Raw genomic sequence first — 16,307 nt, 5'->3', positions numbered from 1 at the left:
ATCGATGGACGAAGCCCTTCTGAGGAGCCTCACACCGAGCGTGCTCACCATCCTCGTCCGCCGCGGAGCCGACTTCGCGGCGGCCGAGGACGCCGTGCAGGAGGCGCTGGTCGAGGCGGTCCGCGTCTGGCCGGCCGAGCAGCCGCGGGACCCGAAGGGCTGGCTGGTCACCGTGGCCTGGCGCAAGTTCCTCGACGGGGCCCGGGCGGACACCGCCCGCCGCCGGCGTGAGGGCCTCGTCGACGAGGAGCCGGCGCCCGGGCCCGCGCCCGCGGTGGACGACACGCTCCAGCTCTACTTCCTGTGCGCCCACCCGTCGCTGACGCCGTCGTCCGCGGTCGCGCTCACGCTGCGCGCCGTCGGCGGGCTGACCACCCGCCAGATCGCCCAGGCCTACCTGGTGCCCGAGGCGACCATGGCGCAGCGCATCAGCCGGGCCAAGCGCACCGTCTCCGGTGTCCGGTTCGACCGGCCCGGCGACGTCGCCACCGTGCTGCGCGTCCTCTACCTGGTCTTCAACGAGGGCTACTCCGGCGACGTCGACCTCGCCGCCGAGGCCATCCGGCTCACCCGGCAGCTCGCGGCCCAGGTCGACCACCCCGAGGTGGCGGGGCTGCTCGCCCTCATGCTGCTCCACCACGCCCGGCGTGCCGCCAGGACCGCGCCGGACGGCAGCCTGGTGCCGCTCGCCGAGCAGGACCGCGGCCGGTGGGACACCGGGTCGATCGCCGAGGGCGTCGCGATCCTGCAGGCGGCCCTCGCCCGCGACCGGCTGGGCGAGTTCCAGGCGCAGGCCGCCATCGCGGCACTCCACGCCGACGCACCCACCGCCGAGGAGACGGACTGGGTGCAGATCGTCGAGTGGTACGACGAGCTCGCGCGTCTGACCGACAGCCCGGTCGTCCGGCTCAACCGGGCGGTGGCCGTCGGCGAGGCCGACGGACCGCGCGCCGGGCTGGCGGCCCTCGCGGCGCTGGACGACGCACTGCCCCGCCACACCGCGGTGGCGGCCTACCTCCACGAGCGCGACGGCGACCTGACGACGGCGGCACGGCTGTACGCCGAGGCGGCCCGGAAGGCACCCGACCTCGCCGAGCGCGACCACCTGACGCGCCAGGCCGCCCGGCTCAACGCCCGCCGGAGCCGCTGACCGTCGCGCTCGGCCCCTCCCCCGTGCGGTACGTGGCACGGCCCCGTCGCCATCCCGTCCCCACCCCGTCGCCAGAACGGTCGCCTGATCGCCTCCATGAAGAGCCGGAAAGCCCGTTCAGCCGGAAAACCCGTTCCCCCTCTATTCAACTTTGACTAGAGTCGCGGGCATGGCTGAGACAACCATTCCGATCCTGCCGTGCCCGACGATCCAGCCCGTTCTCGACTTCTACACGGCCCTCGGGTTCGAGGTGACCTTCCAGCAGAAGAGCCCCAACCCGTTCGCCGTTGTGCAGCGGGGCGGCATTGAGCTCCAGTTCTTCGGGGTGAAGCAGTACGAGCCGGCCGACTCGTTGAGCACCTGCTATGTCGTGACCGATGACGTCGACGGACTGCACGACGCCTTCCGGGCCGGGCTCAAGGCGGCGTACGGGAAGGTCCCGACCCGTGGGCTTCCGCGGATCGGGCCGCTGAAGGACACGTCCTACGGCATGCGGCAGTTCCTCATGAGCGATCCGGGCGGCAACTGCCTCCGCATCGGGCAGCGGACGAGCGAGGACCTGCACCACCGGCCCGCCCCCAAGGAAACCTTCGCGCGCGCCCTGCACCACGCGTCGCTCCAAGCGGACTCGAAGGAGGACCTGCCCGCGGCCGCCAAGATCATCGACCGGGCGCTGAACCTCGATGAGCGGCCCACACCCGTACAGCGCCTCGGCCTCCTCGTGCTGCGTGCGGATGTCGCCGGGCGCCTGGGCGACGCCGCCACCGCGGCGACCGCGCTCGCCGAGGCCGCCGCGATCCCGCTCACCGCCGAGGAGCGGGAGTCGGCCCGCGACAGCCTCACCCGCCTGGAGGAGCTGCGGGACAGCGATGCGCCGCCTGCGCCGGGAGCCGGTTCTTAGCTCCCTCTTGCACCCCGCGCACCCTCATTGCACTCTCTTGCGCCCCGCACGGTCCCGCCGCGGCCGTTCCGCCTGGCGAGCCGCTGTACCCCGGCCAAGAATGGTGGGCGGCGGCGGACGGCCGCCAAGAGCGGCGGACGTGCGCCGGCAGCGATCCTGGAGGTGGCGATGCGGCACACCCGTCTCAGTGGGGAGTCGGCCGAGTACGGCGACGCCCGCGAGGAGCTGCGGCAGGCCGAGATCGAGCTGATGCGCCAACGCGAACGGGTCGCCACCATGCGCCGGGGGCTGCCGCCGGGACCCGCCCTCGACGACTACGTCTTCGAGGAAGGGCCCGCGGATCTGGAAGCCGGGGACGAACCGGCGCGATCGGTGCGGCTCAGCGAGCTGTTCAGCGAGCCGGGACGCGACCTGATCGTCTACCACTTCATGTTCGGCAAGGAGCAGAAGCAGGCCTGCCCCATGTGCACGATGTGGATCGACGGCTTCAACGGGGTCGTCGACCACGTCACGCAGAACGTCGACTTCGCCGTCGTCGCCGCGGCCGAGCTGCCGGTGCTGCGCGCCTACGCCCGCGACCGGAAGTGGACGAACCTACGGCTGCTCAGCGCCGGGGCGAGCACCTTCAAGTACGACCTGGGCAGCGAGGACGCCGACGGCAGCCAGGACTCGACGGTGTCGGTGTTCACCCGCGACGACGCCGGGGCGGTGCGCCACGTCTACTCGGTACATCCCCGGATGGCCGAGGACATCGACCAGCGCGGTATCGATCTGCTCACTCCGGTGTGGCACCTGCTCGACCTCACGCCCGGGGGCCGAGGCGAATGGTTCCCATCGCTCCGCTACTAGTGGGGAGTTGGAGGGATGACAGGGGCCGCAGTGGCCCGGGCGAGGCTTCCAAAAAGTCCGGGCGGCGTGGAAGACGCACTGGTAGCATGAACATCTGTTCGATTGGCGCACGTTGTCAGGACAGCGCGGCGCGAGAGCCCTGAACCGCCATGCGCGGGACCTCCGTATCGCCGATGCGGCGCGTATTCCGGTGAGTGCTCTCGTATCCCGGTGCTCCTCAGCCAACGTTGCCGAGTGCGCGCATGACCGGCGCGCACTCGGTGAGGAAGGCCGCGCCAAGAAGAGGCAACTGGGGGAAGCTCCATGCACGAAAAAAGGGGAAGTTCCATGCGTGACAAGGTTCGTACGAACCACCGGGGCGGAGCGCTGCGTCGTACTGCTGCCGCCGCGTCTTTGACCCTGATCGCGGCGGCTGTGCCTGTGGCCCTCGCGACGCCGGCCTCGGCGTCGGCGGGAGATTGCACGAGTTACCTGCGCGATAAGGGCTACACGGTCGGCGCGGGAGTGCGGAAGGCATGCGCTGTCGGGTCCTCCCCCGGGGGCCCGGTGGGCGACAGCGCATGTCGGTCGGAGCTCTGGGACCTCGGAGTCAAGGATCCCCACGCAAGCACGGCCTGCGACCTGGCGTAAGAAGCGCTGATCGGCTTCACCGCTGACGTGACGCCGGCGCGCTCCGGCCTCGGCCAGGAGGGCGGCGAAGAGCAGGCTCCCGGGACCAAGTCCCGGGAGCCTGCTGCGTATACCGCCTCCGCTGCCCGGCGCGGGGCTCCTCATCTCCTGCTGCGGACCCGCCGCATGAGGCGCTTCTTAGAACCCTCTTAAAACCCGGGACTATCCAGTCCCCTATGACATCCGATGCTTCCCACTCCCCCCACCGCACCGGCCGTAGCCGGACCACCGCCACCCGCGTCCTCGCCGCCTCTCTTGCCCTCACCGCGACCACGTTCGGGGTGGCCGGATGTGACAGTGCCGCCGCGGGCACGCTGGAGGGCAGCCGGCTCGAACTTCCCGTCCGCGGCGGTACGGCCGTTGTCGACACCGCCTCGCTGGCGGTGAACGCGCGCACCGCGGGCGGGCGGGAGCTGGTGCTGTCCGGTCCGGCGGGCGGCGGCGGGCTCGGGAAGCCGGGGCCGGTGACGCGGACGGGCGACGGGGCGAGCTGGAGCTACCCCGCCAAGGGGCTGAAGGTCACGGCGAGTTCGGAGCGCGGGCGGCTGCGGATCAAGCTGCGGGCGGACCGCGACGGGTCGGTCAGCTGGCCGGTGACCGGTACCGACCGGGCCGCGTCCGCCCTGCAACTGCCGCGCGGCGAGGGCCTGGACGTGCCGGTGCGGGACGCGTTCTGGAACGCGAGCGTGGAGAAGGGCGGGCTGGCGGGCAGCACCGTCGACATGGGCGAGGGCCTGGCGCTCCCGTTGTGGGGCTACTCCATGGGCCGCGGTACGGGCGGCTCCGGCGGGGCCGGGGTCAGCTATCTCACCCCCACCGACATCGGCACCTCGCTGCGCTTCGCCTCCACCGGAGGCAGGCTGCGGGCCACCGCCGCGCACGCCTTCGACGCCGGTGAGGGCACCCGTGACTACGAGGTCTCCTTCGCCCTGACCGACGGCAACCCGGTGGCCCCCGCCGCCGACTACCGCTCCTACCTCTCCCAGCGCGGACAGCTCGGCGGTCTGCGCAAGAAGATCCGGCAGAATCCGGCCAACGGCAAGCTGCTCGGCGCGTTCCACGCCTATGTGTGGGGCGACACCCGGACCGCCTCCGGGATCGGGAAGCTGAAGCAGCTGGGCGTGGACCGGATGTGGCTCGGTTATGACGCCGGCCCGGGCCCGATGAACGCCGCGGCGGTGCGGGCCGCCAAGAAGGCGGGCTATCTCGTCGGCCCGTACGACACCTTCGCCAACGGGCAGGACCCGAAGACCGCCGACAGCCCCACCTCGGCCTGGCCGGACCGGGTCTACCCCGACTTCTGTATACGGAAGGCGGACGGCACCGCGGAGACCGGGTTCGGGAACCGCGGCTGCTATCTCAGCTCCCGCGCCTTCGAGAAGGCCGAACCGCGCAAGCACTACCTCGCCGACCGCACCCGCTCGATGGTCGCCAACGGCGCGGACAGCTACTTCCTCGATGTGGATGCGACGGGTGAGGTGTTCCGCGACCACGGCAAGGGCCATGAGATGACCAAGGCCGGTGACCGGGAGATGCGGCTCGCCCGGATGCGGCGGCTGTCCAAGGACCTCGTCCTCGGCTCGGAGTCCGCCCAGCCCTGGGCCAACCAGGTGCTGGCCTACGACCACGGCTCGGGCACCCCGACCGCCGACGGCCTGTGGAAGCTGGAGCGCGACAAGAAGACCTGGGGCGGCTACTTCCCGGAGAATGCCCCGGGCGCCTTCTTCAAGCCGGTGAAGCTGCCCGCCGAGGTGGCCACGGCCATGTACGACCCCAAGTACCGCATCCCCCTCTACGAGACCGCACTGCACGGCTCGCTGGTCAACGCCGAGCGCTGGGAGCTGTCGTACGAGAAGCTGCCGGTGCACAAGACCACCCGGGCGCTGCTGGCGATGCTCTACAACACCCCGCTCAACTATGTCCTCGACGGCCCGACGCTGGAAAAGAAGGGGGCCGAGCTCGCCGCCCTGCAGAAGTACTTCTCGCCGCTGCACCGCGCGGCCGGTACCGAGCAGCTGACGTCGTTCCGGTGGCTGACCGGTGACCGCAGCGTGCAGCGCACGGTCTTCGGCGACGGCGCGCTGACCGTCACCGCCAACTTCGGCAGCCGGGCCCACGACGGTCTGGCGGGCGGCTGTGTCGACGCCAAGCTGCGCACCGACAAGCAGCCGCGGCGGCTGTGCCCGGCGCAGCTGAACGGCTGACCGGCGGCCAGTCGGTCCCCTAGGGGCAAGGGGCGGGCCCGAGCGGCCCGCCCCCGCACGGCTTCCCCGCCCCCGCACGGCTTCGCCGTTCCCGCAGGGCTTCCCCGCCCTCACACGGCGCCCCGCCCGCCACTGAGGGCAGCGTTCCGCCCGGGAAACAGAGCAGATGCGGGCGGGTAACAGCCGCACCGCAGGCTGAGGAACATGACCTCGATGCCGCCGCACCCGGAAGCCACGCCAGCCGCCGCGCCTGGCACCACCCCCACCCTTGTCCTCATCGGCCACGGCATGGTCGGCCAGCGCTTCCTGGAGGAGCTGGCCGACCGCGGCGTCACCGAGCGGAACCGGGTGGTCGTGCTGTGCGAGGAGCCCCGCCCGGCCTACGACCGCGTCCAGCTGACGTCGTACTTCGCCGGCCGCAGCCCGGAAGACCTGAGCCTGGTGGATCCGGACTTCATGGCCCGCCACGGCATCGAACTGCACCTCGGCGACCCCGCCACCGCCGTCGACCGCACGGCCCGCACGGTCACCGCCCGCTCCGGCCTGACCGTCTCGTACGACACCCTGGTGCTGGCCACCGGCTCCTACCCGTTCGTCCCGCCGGTGCCCGGCAAGGACAGTGCGGGCTGTTTCGTCTACCGCACCATCGAGGACCTGCTCGCCATCGAGGAGTACGCCAAGAACGCCCGCACCGGTGTGGTGGTGGGCGGCGGGCTGCTCGGCCTGGAGGCGGCCGGGGCGCTGAACGGGCTGGGGCTGCGCACCCACATCGTGGAGTTCGCGCCACGGCTGATGGCGCTCCAGGTCGACGAGGGCGGCGGCCGCGCACTGCGCCGTACCGTCGAGGAGATGGGCCTGGAGGTGCACACCGGCGTCGGCGGCAAGGAGATCGTCGCGGACGCGGCCGGTGCGGTGACCGCCATGGGCCTGTCGGACGACTCCCGTATCGAGACCGATCTGGTCGTCTTCTCGGCCGGTGTCCGGCCCCGTGACCAGCTCGCCCGGGACTGCGGGCTGCCGGTCGGCGAACGCGGCGGCATCGTCGTCGACGAGCAGTGCCGCACCACCGACCCCGCCGTGTACGCGATCGGCGAGTGCGCCCTGGCCTCCGACGGCCGGGTCTACGGACTGGTCGCGCCGGGCTACGACATGGCCCGCACGGCCGCCGGCACCATCGCCGAGGCACTCGGCGCCGGCACCGGAGCGGCCGACGGCTTCACCGGCGCGGACCTGTCCACCAAGCTCAAGCTGCTCGGGGTGGACGTCGCGTCCTTCGGTGACGCACACGGCGCCACCGACGGCTGTCTGGACGTGGTCTACTCCGACGCCCGCAGCGGTGTCTACAAGAAGCTGGTGATCGGCGCCGCCGGCGAGCTGCTGGGCGGGGTGCTGGTCGGCGACGCCGAGGCCTACGGCATGCTGCGGCCGCTGACCGGCAGCGTGCCGCCGGTGCCGCCCGAGCAGCTGGTGCTGCCCGCCGGAGCCGAGGGCGGGGCCGCCGCGCTCGGACCGTCCGCGCTGCCCGACAGTGCGGTGCTGTGCAACTGCCACAACGTGACCAAGGGGACGGTCCGGGCGGCGGTCACCGAGCACTCCTGCGGCACCCTCCCCGAGATCAAGAAGTGCACCAAGGCCGGTACCGGCTGCGGCAGTTGCGTCAAGTCGCTGACCGCCGTGATGAACGACGAGCTGGCCGCGAACGGCGCCACCATCGACACCGGGCTGTGCGGCTGCTTCCCCCACACCCGCGCCGAGCTCTACGAGATCGTCCGCACCCTGCGGCTGACGACCTTCGCCGAGCTGCTGGACTCGCACGGCCGCCCGGAGGCCAGGAACGGCGACGGCTGCGAGATCTGCAAGCCCACGGTCGGCTCGATCATCGCCTCCCTCGCGCCCTCCGTCGGCGCCGACGGCTATGTCCTCGACGGCGAACAGGCCGCCCTCCAGGACACCAACGACCACTTCCTCGCCAACCTGCAGCGCAACGGCTCGTACTCGATCGTGCCGCGCATCCCCGGCGGGGAGATCACTCCGGACAAACTGATCGTGATCGGCGAGGTGGCCCGCGACTTCGGCCTCTACACCAAGATCACCGGTGGCCAGCGGATCGACCTCTTCGGCGCCCGGGTCGACCAGCTCCCCCAGGTGTGGGCCCGGCTGGTGGACGCCGGCTTCGAGTCGGGGCACGCGTACGGCAAGGCGCTGCGCACCGTGAAGTCGTGTGTGGGGCAGACCTGGTGCCGCTACGGCGTGCAGGACTCGGTCCGTATGGCCATCGAACTGGAGCTGCGCTACCGGGGGCTGCGCTCCCCGCACAAGCTCAAGTCCGCGGTCTCCGGCTGCGCCCGGGAGTGCGCGGAGGCCCGCGGCAAGGACTTCGGTGTCATCGCCACCTCCAACGGCTGGAACCTGTACGTGGGCGGCAACGGCGGCGCCGATCCGCGCCACGCCGATCTGCTCGCCCAGGACCTGAGCGACGCCGAACTGATCCGGCTGATCGACCGGTTCCTGATGTTCTACATCCGCACCGCGGACCGGCTGGAGCGCACCTCCGCCTGGCTGGAGCGGATCGAGGGCGGCCTCGACCACGTCCGGGACGTCGTCGTCCATGACTCCCTGGGGCTGTGCGACGAGCTGGAGGCCCTGATGGCCGCCCATGTCACCCACTACCGCGACGAATGGGCCGAGACCCTCGCCGACCCCGAGCGACTGGCCCGCTTCGTCTCCTTCGTCAACGCGCCCGACGCGCCCGACCCGTCCGTCCGCTTCGTGCCGGAGCGCGACCAGGTCAAGCCGGACCTGACGCTGCTGGCCGGCCCGACCCTGCCCGTACGCACCCTGGAAGGGACCTCCGTCTGATGACCACCGCCACCGCCACGCTCACCCGTACCGAGGAAGACATCGAGGCCGCCACTACGGCCGCCACGGTCGAGATCCGCTGCCCCCAGGGCTGGGTCGCGGTCTGCACGCTGGACGACCTCATCCCGGGGCGCGGGGTCGCCGCGCTCCTCCCGGACGGCACCCAGGCCGCGCTCTTCATCGACCGCGCCGGGCAGGCCTATGCGATCGCCAACCGCGACCCGTTCACCGGCGCCCAGGTCCTCTCCCGCGGCCTGACCGGCTCGGCCGACGGCCGCCCGTTCGTGGCATCGCCCCTGCTCAAGCAGCGTTTCGACCTGGCGTCGGGGAGCTGCCTGGACGATCCGTCGGTCTCGGTCGCGGCGTATCGCGTGAGGAGTGTGGAGCACGTGGCGGCTGGTGACCGGTAGTGGAGAGCCGGTAGTCGATGGCCGGTGACGAAGAAGGACACGCAACCGCTTGGTTGCACCTCCTTTGCCTTACGTGCAACCATTGGGTAGCACGTAAGGCATCAGCCGATCCGAGAACGGCAGGAGGTGCACGCCATGAGCACCGACGGCAACCAGAGCACTGACAGCGACGCGGGCGGCGACAGCAAGGACCGCATCGAGCGGGAGATCAGCATCGCCGCGCCCGTGGAGCGGGTCTGGGCCGTGCTCACCGAACCGGAGCATGTCGGCTCGTGGTTCGGGCAGGGCCGGCCGACGCCGGTCGACCTGCGGCCGGGCGGCATCATGCAGCTCGACCACGGCGAGTACGGGCAGTTCCCGACCACCATCGTGACCGTGGACCCGCCGCGTTACTTCTCGTACCGCTGGGCCAGCGCCTTCCCGGGCGAGGTGGCGACCGAGGGCAACTCCACCCTCGTCGAGTTCACCCTCACCCCGGAGGGCGACGGCACCCGGCTGCGCGTCGTGGAGACCGGATTCGCCGCGCTCACCATCCCCGAGGACCGGCGGAAGACCGCCGGGTACGAGAGCCACTCCGAGGGCTGGTCCGGCCAGGTGGAGAACATCCGGCGGTACACGGAGCAGCTCGCGGCATGACGAGGGATGCGGGGCCGGGAGCGGAACGGCCAGGAGCGGAGCGGCCGGGCGCAGGGGCGGGAGCTGGGGCGGGCAAAGGCGCGGGCGCCGGAAGAGATCCGGGCCCGGGCCCCGGCTCGGGCGCGGGCTCGGGCGCGGGCGCGGGCGCGGACGCCGTGGCCGAGGTGTTCGCCGCGCTGGCGGACCCGACCCGGCGCCGGATACTCGACGCCCTCGCCGCACACGGCGAGGCGACCGCCACCGTCCTGGCGGCGGAACTGCCGGTCAGCCGCCAAGCGATCGTCAAACATCTGGGTGTCCTGGACCGAGCCGGTCTGGTCGCCGGTCACCGGGAGGGCAGGGAGGCCCGTTACCGGGTCATACCGGAACGGCTGGGGGTCACCGCCCGGTGGATGGACCGGGTGGCCGCCGCATGGGACACCCGACTCTCGGCGATCAAGCGCCTCGCCGAAGGGGAGTGACCGCTCGCTTCGCCGAAGGGGAGTGACCTCGCCTCGCCGAAGGGGAGTGGCCACGGCCGGTGCGACGCGGTGGCGGACGGTGTCCATGCGCGCCGCGCCCGCCTTCACCCCCGCCCCTCCGGCCCCATCCGCCCCACCACGCGGCGTAACCTGGTTGCCCCCTACGGAGGAGTGCAGGCGTGACCAGGTGGAACACCAGCCACATCCCCGACCAGACGGGCCGCTCGGCGGTCGTCACGGGCGCGAACAGCGGTATCGGCTATGTCACCGCCCGCGAACTGGCCCGCCAGGGCGCCCGCGTACTGCTGGCCTGCCGCAATGAGACGCGCGGGATCGCCGCCCTGGACCGGCTGCGCTCCGAAGTCCCCACCGCCGAGGCCGAGTTCCGGCCGCTCGACCTGGCCGATCTGTCCTCCGTACGGGACTTCGCCGCCGCCCTCGACGACTTCGACGGTGACCGCCTCGACCTGCTCATCAACAACGCGGGCGTGATGGCCCTGCCGTACCGCACCACCGCCGACGGTTTCGAGATGCAGTTCGGCACCAACCACCTCGGCCACTTCGCGCTGACCGGGCTGCTGCTGCCCAAGCTCCTCGCCACCCCCGGCGCCCGGGTCGTCACCGTCTCCAGCATGCTGCACGCCCTCGCCGACCTCGACTACAGCGACCTCAACAGCGAGCACTCCTACCGCCGCTGGATCGCCTACGCCCGCTCCAAGAGCGCCAACCTCCTCTTCGTCCACGAGCTGACCCGGCGGCTGGCCGCGGCCGGTTCGCAGGTCGTCGCGGCCGCCGCGCACCCCGGATACGCGTCCACCAATCTGCAGACCACGGGCGTCCGGATGGAGGGCCGCACCTCCGCCGAGCGGGCCATCGAGCTGGGCAACCGCCTCATCGCCCAGTCCCCGGACGGCGGCGCCCTGGGCACCCTCTGCGCGGCCACCGCCCCGCACATGCGGCCGGACTCCTTCATCGGCCCGCGCAGCGGACTCCGCGGCGCCCCCGCCCAGTCCTTCCGCGCCCCCTGGACCAAGAAGGACGCGAACGGCGAGCGCCTGTGGGCCGCCTCGGAACAACTCACCGGTGTCCGCTACGACTTCTCACGGCCCGCTGCGGCGTTCTGAACCCGCACGGCATGGAAAGATCCGGACCCGTGTACGAGCGACCTTTCCCTCCCCAGCAGCCTTCTCCGCACCCCCCGCAGCAGCCTTCTCCATACCCTCCGCAGCAGTCCTCTCCGCAGGGCCCGCCGCCTCCCTATCCGAACCCGCCGCACCCATACGGCCAGCAGCAGCCGTACCAGGGGCAACAGCACCCCTCCCAGGGCCGGCCACACCCGTACCAGGGCGCGCAGCACCCGTACCAGGGGCCACAGCAGCCGCCCCAGGGCCCTGCGCACCCGTATGCACCGCAGTCGGCTCCGCATTCCCCGTACGCTCCGCCCGCCGCGGCTCCGCGCATCCCCAACGAGGCGAACCCGATGCGCCGGCTCGGCGCGATATTCCTGGACGGGCTGCTGGCGCTGACCGCCGCCTACATCGCCCTGCGTTCCGCCGGCCACGCCGGTCTGCCCGCCCTGCAGGTCTTCTACGCCGTCGCCGGCGCGGGCTTCGGACTGTCGTTCCTCAACCATGTCCTGCTGACCCGGATCGCCGGGGCGAGCCTCGGCAAGTTCGCCGTCCGTACCCGCGTCATCCGCGAAACGGACGCCACCCGCCCGCGGCTGCCCCGGCTGTTCCGCCGCTGGCTCGGGGGCTACTTCTTCCTGGTGATCTGGATCATCGCCGCCTGCTTCGACCTGGAGGACGACCCCGAGGACTTCTGCGGGCTCCGTCTGGTCAGCTACCGCGATCTGCGGGCGGTCACCGGGGCGCCCCTCCGCTGAACGGGCGGTCACCGGCCCCCTCCGCTGAACGGGCGGTCACCGGGGCACCTCCGCCGAGCGGGTGGTGGTGCGGCGGCGGGCCGGTATGCGTACGCGTCAAGAACCCGTGAAGAACGACCCGTTGCCCGCCAAGGTGCCGCCAAGGCCGCGGACGGCGGCCGTCGCACCCCGCACGCTGGCCTGGTCCCGCACGGTGCGCACGGAGGTACGACGAACGATGGCGAAGGTTTCCCAGCCCGACGGCCGGCCGGAGGAACCGCCGGATACCGCCCCCGCCACCGTCACCACCACTGCCCCCACCACCACCGCCACCGGCCCCGCCGGCGCCCCGGTCGCCGAACCCGACTCCCCGGCCGCCGAGCCCGACGCCCGGCACCGGCTCACCGCCCTCCAGGGCCTGGCCGCCCTCTCGCTCGACGCCATGGCGTCCGTGGCCTACGGCCCCGAGTCGATCGTGCTGGTCCTGGCCGCGGCGGGCAGCCACGGCCTCGGCTTCACGCTCCCCGTCACCCTCGCCATCGCCGTCCTGCTCGCCGTCCTGGTCGCCTCCTACCGTCAGGTGATCGCGGCCTTCCCCAACGGCGGCGGCTCCTACGCGGTGGCCAGGACCCACCTCGGCCGGCGCACCGCCCTGTTCGCCGCCGCCTCCCTCCTCCTCGACTACGTCCTGAACGTCGCCGTCTCGGTGACGGCCGGCGTCGCCGCCCTGACCTCGGCCTTCCCCGCCCTCTACGACGACCGGGTGGGGATCTGCCTGGCGGTCCTCGCCCTCATCACCGCCCTCAACCTGCGCGGCATCGTCGACTCGGCAAAGGCCTTCCTCGTCCCCACCGCCGTCTTCGTCGGCGCCATCCTGGCGATGGTCGCCGTCGGGCTCTTCCGCGCCGCGCCCGCCGCCACCGTCACCGCCGACGGACACGCCTCCGTCCTCGCCGACAACGCCACCACGGTCGGCGCCCTGCTGCTGCTCAAGGCGTTCGCGGCCGGCTGCTCGGCGCTGACCGGGGTCGAGGCGGTCGCCAACGCGGTGCCGTCCTTCCGCGCCCCGGCGACCCGGCGCGCCCAGCGCACCGAGGTCGCGCTCGGCGTCCTGCTCGGTGTGATGCTGATCGGGCTGTCCGTCCTCATCGGCCGCTTCCACCTCCAGCCGGTCGAGGGCGTCACCGTCCTCGCCCAGCTCGCGGACGCCTCGTTCGGCCATCACGCGGCGTTCTACGTCGTCCAGTTCGCCACCATGGTGCTGCTGGCCCTCGCCGCGAACACCTCCTTCGGCGGTCTGCCCGTCCTGATGGGCCTCCTGGCCCGGGACAACTACCTCCCGCACGTCTTCGGCCTGAAGGCGGACCGCCAGGTGCACCGCCACGGTGTACTGGCGCTGGCCGCCGTCGCCGCCGCGCTGCTCATCTTCTCCGGCGGCGACATGAACACCCTCGTCCCGCTGTTCGCCCTCGGTGTCTTCGTCGGCTTCACCGTCTGCCAGATCGGCATGGTCCGGCACTGGCGGCGTGAACGCTCCCCGAGGTGGCGCGGCAAGGCCCTGCTGAACGGCTTCGGTGCCCTGCTCACCGGCGTCTCGGCGGTCGTCGTCACCGCCACCAAATTCAGTGAGGGCGCCTGGCTGATCCTCGTCGCCCTGCCCCTCCTCGTCCTCACCTTCGAGGCGGTCCACCGCGCCTACGCCCGGATCGGCACACGCCTGGGCCTGGGCCGCCTCCCCGAACCGCCGCGTCGCGCCCCCTCCCTGGTCGTCGTCCCCGTCTCGCACCTGTCCCGGCTCACCGCCGAGGCGCTGAACGCGGCGGTGTCCCTCGGCGACGAGGTGGTCGCGGTCACCGTCACCCACGACACCCCCGAGGACCGCCCGGCCACCGAGGCACTCCGCCGCGACTGGGAACTCTGGAGCCCCGGCGTCGAGCTCCTCGAACTGCCCTCGGCCACCCGCTCCCTCGGCCGCCCCATTGCCGCCTACGTCACCGGCCTGACCGCCCGCCGTCCCGGCACCCGCATCACCGTGCTGATCCCGGAGGCCGAACCCGCGCACCTCTGGCAGCGCCTGCTCCAGAACCAGCGCGGGGCGGTCGTCGCGCACGCGGTCCGCCGGGACACCGACGCGGTGATCTGCCGACTGCGGTTCCGCCTGACGCCGCCCGCTCGCATGTGGTGACGGCCAGTTGGCGGTGGGGGCCTCTACCGTGACGACATGGACGCCATCACCACGGATATGGATTTCGACGACCATTGCGCCGAAATCGTCCACCAGGCCGACCTGCTGAGCACCGGCCTCGACGAGGGCACCCGGCTGACGGCCTCCGTGCCCTCCTGCCCCGACTGGAACCTCGCCCAGCTGCTCCGGCATCTGGGCGAGGCCCACCGCTGGGTCGAGGAGCTCGTCCGGACCCGGGCGACCGAACCCCCGCCCGACACCGCGCTCCGGCACCTCCCCCGCGACACCACCGAGACCCCGGCCGCGCTCGCCGCCTGGCTGACCGAGGGCGCCCGGCTCCTCGCCGGCACCCTCCGCAACGCGGGCCCCGGCGCCCGTATCTGGACCCCGCTCCCCTCCGGCTCCCCACGCTTCTTCGCCCGCCGTATGGCCCACGAGACGGTCATGCACCGGGCCGACGCCACTCTGACCCTCGGCACGGACTTCACCGTCGACCAGCGGGTCGCCCTCGACTGCCTCGACGAGTGGATGGAACTCGGCTCCCTGCCCGAGATGTTCGACTACCACCCCGACCGGCGCGATCTCCTCGGCCCCGGCCGCACCCTCCACTTCCACGCCACGGACACCCCACCGGAAGCGGCCGCCGACTGGCTCGTCGACCTCACCGGCACCACCCTCGCCTGGCGCCGCACCCAGGAACCGGCCGCCGTCTCCGTCCGCGCACCCCTGACAGACCTCTTGCTCCTCATCTACGGCCGCGCCCCCAGCGACAACGGGTCCTACGACATCACCGGCGACGCGGAACTGCTGGAATTCTGGCTGTCGCGGGTGCTGTTCGGGTGAGCGCTTGCGGAGGGGCGGGGGCGGTGAAGGGGCGATGCGGCGGAAGGGGTGCGTCCGGTGCGGGGCCGGCCTCCTGGCTTCCTGGCTTCCTGGGCTCCTGGCCTCCTGGCTTCCTTGGCTCCTGGCTTCCTTGACGTGAACCGACCGGGCCGCCACGGCGTGAGTTAGGTTGACCGTCATCCGCGTGTCCAGCATCAAGGAGTCAGAACATGACCGATTCCGATCAGTCGGGCAGCGTCCCGGGCCTGCCTCCCACCCCGCCCCCGCTCCCCCCGCAGACCGGACCGCAGACCGTTCCGGCGAACGCGGACGAGGCGCTGGAGATCGGCCGGGAGCACTACCCCGAGGTCGGCTCACCCGGCGGCCCTTCCGGCCTGTTCGTCCATGAATTCGACATCGGCTACCTGATCCACGCGAGCTGGCCGCCCGCCGAGGACCCCACCGCCCCTCCCGCGAATCCCGGAGGAAGCAACGTCGTGATCTCCAAAGCCGACGGCGAGGTGTCGTTCCTGCCCAACTTCCCCCCGGAGGAAGCGGTCGAGCTCTACCACCGCCTCCGCGGCGGGCGGACTTCCTGAGGCCTCCGGGCCGCATCTCCTTCGCCCCACGCGGAGCCAGAGTCTCACCAGTAGCACCTGGTGGGTTGTCAACCTCGGCGGTTAAGCTTTGGCTTGAATATCTCGTTGGGTAACGAGTAGAACGCGGGGGATGTCATGGCTGGCGCCGGTGGATTCCAGACCGACGTGGAGAGCCTCAAGGCTGAGGGCACGAACTTCGTCAAGCTCGGTGAGGACTTCTATTCCTCGGTGGCGCGGCTGATGGACGGCCTGCATGCGCTGGGGGCGGGGCCGCCCAGCAACGGGCAGGAGAAGGCTCCGCCGGAGAAGTCGTTCGGCGAGCAGTTCATGAGCGGTCTGACGACGTTCGCCAGCAAGGACGGGGCTCCGCCGTGGGGCGATGACGAGATCGGCGAGAAGTTCGGTGTCGTCTACGAAGGCGTGCGCGACGGCATGAACGAGTCGATGGGCCATCTCTCCGCCCAGCTCCAGAAAATCGGCAAGGCGCTGACCTCGATGTCCAAGAACCATGCGGAGAACGAGGAGTTCAACGACTCGCTGATCAAGCAGCACGTCGAGAACAAGCAGGCGTGGCGGGACCCGACCGTCGACGACACGGTCCGCACGTCCATCACGCCCGCGAAGCACTGAGGCCACCGGCCGGTTCCGGGGATTTCCACACAGCGGGCCTTCCGCAGCGGCCTTCCGCGCGGCCCGCG

The 16,307-nt window shown here is 71.9% G+C and carries 14 protein-coding genes; all 14 read left to right on the top strand.

Annotated features, from left to right (window positions below; genetic code table 11):
* Positions 1 to 4: 4 nt before the first annotated feature.
* The 14 genes from STRNI_RS28470 (at position 5) to STRNI_RS28405 (ending at position 16,239) form a co-directional block, all read left to right on the top strand.
* Positions 5 to 1,150: an RNA polymerase sigma factor gene (locus STRNI_RS28470; RefSeq protein ID WP_266442461.1), complete on the top strand. Its 1,146-nt coding sequence runs from the start codon at positions 5 to 7 to the stop codon at positions 1,148 to 1,150.
* A 169-nt stretch (positions 1,151 to 1,319) separates the two neighbouring features.
* The gene (locus STRNI_RS28465) at positions 1,320 to 2,051 is read left to right on the top strand and encodes a bleomycin resistance protein (protein ID WP_277412267.1); all 732 of its coding nucleotides are present in this window, start codon (positions 1,320 to 1,322) and stop codon (positions 2,049 to 2,051) included.
* A 168-nt stretch (positions 2,052 to 2,219) separates the two neighbouring features.
* Positions 2,220 to 2,900, top strand: a complete 681-nt coding sequence (locus tag STRNI_RS28460) for a DUF899 family protein (protein WP_266442455.1) — start codon at positions 2,220 to 2,222, stop codon at positions 2,898 to 2,900.
* An 845-nt stretch (positions 2,901 to 3,745) separates the two neighbouring features.
* On the top strand, positions 3,746 to 5,773 hold the full coding sequence (locus STRNI_RS28455; RefSeq protein WP_277412266.1) for a glycoside hydrolase: 2,028 nt from the start codon (positions 3,746 to 3,748) through the stop codon (positions 5,771 to 5,773).
* 204 nt (positions 5,774 to 5,977) lie between these two features.
* Complete coding sequence (nirB, locus tag STRNI_RS28450; RefSeq protein ID WP_277412265.1) at positions 5,978 to 8,632, top strand: nitrite reductase large subunit NirB; 2,655 nt, start codon at positions 5,978 to 5,980, stop codon at positions 8,630 to 8,632.
* Complete coding sequence (gene nirD, locus STRNI_RS28445) at positions 8,632 to 9,042, top strand: nitrite reductase small subunit NirD (protein WP_148591034.1); 411 nt, start codon at positions 8,632 to 8,634, stop codon at positions 9,040 to 9,042. The genes nirB and nirD overlap by 1 nt, the downstream gene beginning before the upstream one ends.
* Before the next feature lie 135 nt (positions 9,043 to 9,177).
* Positions 9,178 to 9,678 carry an SRPBCC family protein gene (locus STRNI_RS28440; protein ID WP_274735477.1) on the top strand — a complete coding sequence of 167 codons (501 nt, stop codon included), beginning with the start codon at positions 9,178 to 9,180 and terminating at the stop codon, positions 9,676 to 9,678.
* A 155-nt stretch (positions 9,679 to 9,833) separates the two neighbouring features.
* A complete protein-coding gene (locus tag STRNI_RS28435) occupies positions 9,834 to 10,139 on the top strand; it encodes an ArsR/SmtB family transcription factor (RefSeq protein ID WP_018088131.1) in 306 nt (101 codons plus the stop codon).
* A gap of 179 nt (positions 10,140 to 10,318) precedes the next feature.
* Complete coding sequence (locus STRNI_RS28430; protein WP_159488320.1) at positions 10,319 to 11,263, top strand: oxidoreductase; 945 nt, start codon at positions 10,319 to 10,321, stop codon at positions 11,261 to 11,263.
* Positions 11,264 to 11,619: 356 nt separating this feature from the next.
* Complete coding sequence (locus tag STRNI_RS28425) at positions 11,620 to 12,024, top strand: RDD family protein (RefSeq protein ID WP_148593255.1); 405 nt, start codon at positions 11,620 to 11,622, stop codon at positions 12,022 to 12,024.
* A gap of 217 nt (positions 12,025 to 12,241) precedes the next feature.
* Complete coding sequence (locus STRNI_RS28420) at positions 12,242 to 14,188, top strand: APC family permease (protein ID WP_277412264.1); 1,947 nt, start codon at positions 12,242 to 12,244, stop codon at positions 14,186 to 14,188.
* Positions 14,189 to 14,224: 36 nt separating this feature from the next.
* Positions 14,225 to 15,031 (top strand): maleylpyruvate isomerase family mycothiol-dependent enzyme, encoded by an 807-nt coding sequence (locus STRNI_RS28415; protein ID WP_274735485.1) that lies wholly within the window; start codon positions 14,225 to 14,227, stop codon positions 15,029 to 15,031.
* 209 nt (positions 15,032 to 15,240) lie between these two features.
* Complete coding sequence (locus STRNI_RS28410; protein ID WP_018088136.1) at positions 15,241 to 15,609, top strand: hypothetical protein; 369 nt, start codon at positions 15,241 to 15,243, stop codon at positions 15,607 to 15,609.
* 135 nt (positions 15,610 to 15,744) lie between these two features.
* Positions 15,745 to 16,239 carry a hypothetical protein gene (locus STRNI_RS28405; RefSeq protein ID WP_018088137.1) on the top strand — a complete coding sequence of 165 codons (495 nt, stop codon included), beginning with the start codon at positions 15,745 to 15,747 and terminating at the stop codon, positions 16,237 to 16,239.
* Positions 16,240 to 16,307 lie beyond the last annotated feature (68 nt).

The sequence above is a fragment of the Streptomyces nigrescens genome, from assembly GCF_027626975.1.
Lineage (GTDB): Bacteria > Actinomycetota > Actinomycetes > Streptomycetales > Streptomycetaceae > Streptomyces > Streptomyces nigrescens.
The sequence above is the reverse complement of the archived record's forward strand: the minus strand, read 5'-3'. Positions and strand labels throughout refer to the sequence as shown.

Bases quoted from the DNA above. Each gene is read 5' to 3' on its own strand.
- STRNI_RS28470 (WP_266442461.1), top strand. From the start codon at position 5: ATGGACGAAGCCCTTCTGAGGAGCCTCACACCGAGCGTGCTCACCATC.
- STRNI_RS28465 (WP_277412267.1), top strand. From the start codon at position 1,320: ATGGCTGAGACAACCATTCCGATCCTGCCGTGCCCGACGATCCAGCCC.
- STRNI_RS28460 (WP_266442455.1), top strand. From the start codon at position 2,220: ATGCGGCACACCCGTCTCAGTGGGGAGTCGGCCGAGTACGGCGACGCC.
- STRNI_RS28455 (WP_277412266.1), top strand. From the start codon at position 3,746: ATGACATCCGATGCTTCCCACTCCCCCCACCGCACCGGCCGTAGCCGG.
- nirB (WP_277412265.1), top strand. From the start codon at position 5,978: ATGACCTCGATGCCGCCGCACCCGGAAGCCACGCCAGCCGCCGCGCCT.
- nirD (WP_148591034.1), top strand. From the start codon at position 8,632: ATGACCACCGCCACCGCCACGCTCACCCGTACCGAGGAAGACATCGAG.
- STRNI_RS28440 (WP_274735477.1), top strand. From the start codon at position 9,178: ATGAGCACCGACGGCAACCAGAGCACTGACAGCGACGCGGGCGGCGAC.
- STRNI_RS28425 (WP_148593255.1), top strand. From the start codon at position 11,620: ATGCGCCGGCTCGGCGCGATATTCCTGGACGGGCTGCTGGCGCTGACC.
- STRNI_RS28420 (WP_277412264.1), top strand. From the start codon at position 12,242: ATGGCGAAGGTTTCCCAGCCCGACGGCCGGCCGGAGGAACCGCCGGAT.
- STRNI_RS28415 (WP_274735485.1), top strand. From the start codon at position 14,225: ATGGACGCCATCACCACGGATATGGATTTCGACGACCATTGCGCCGAA.
- STRNI_RS28410 (WP_018088136.1), top strand. From the start codon at position 15,241: ATGACCGATTCCGATCAGTCGGGCAGCGTCCCGGGCCTGCCTCCCACC.
- STRNI_RS28405 (WP_018088137.1), top strand. From the start codon at position 15,745: ATGGCTGGCGCCGGTGGATTCCAGACCGACGTGGAGAGCCTCAAGGCT.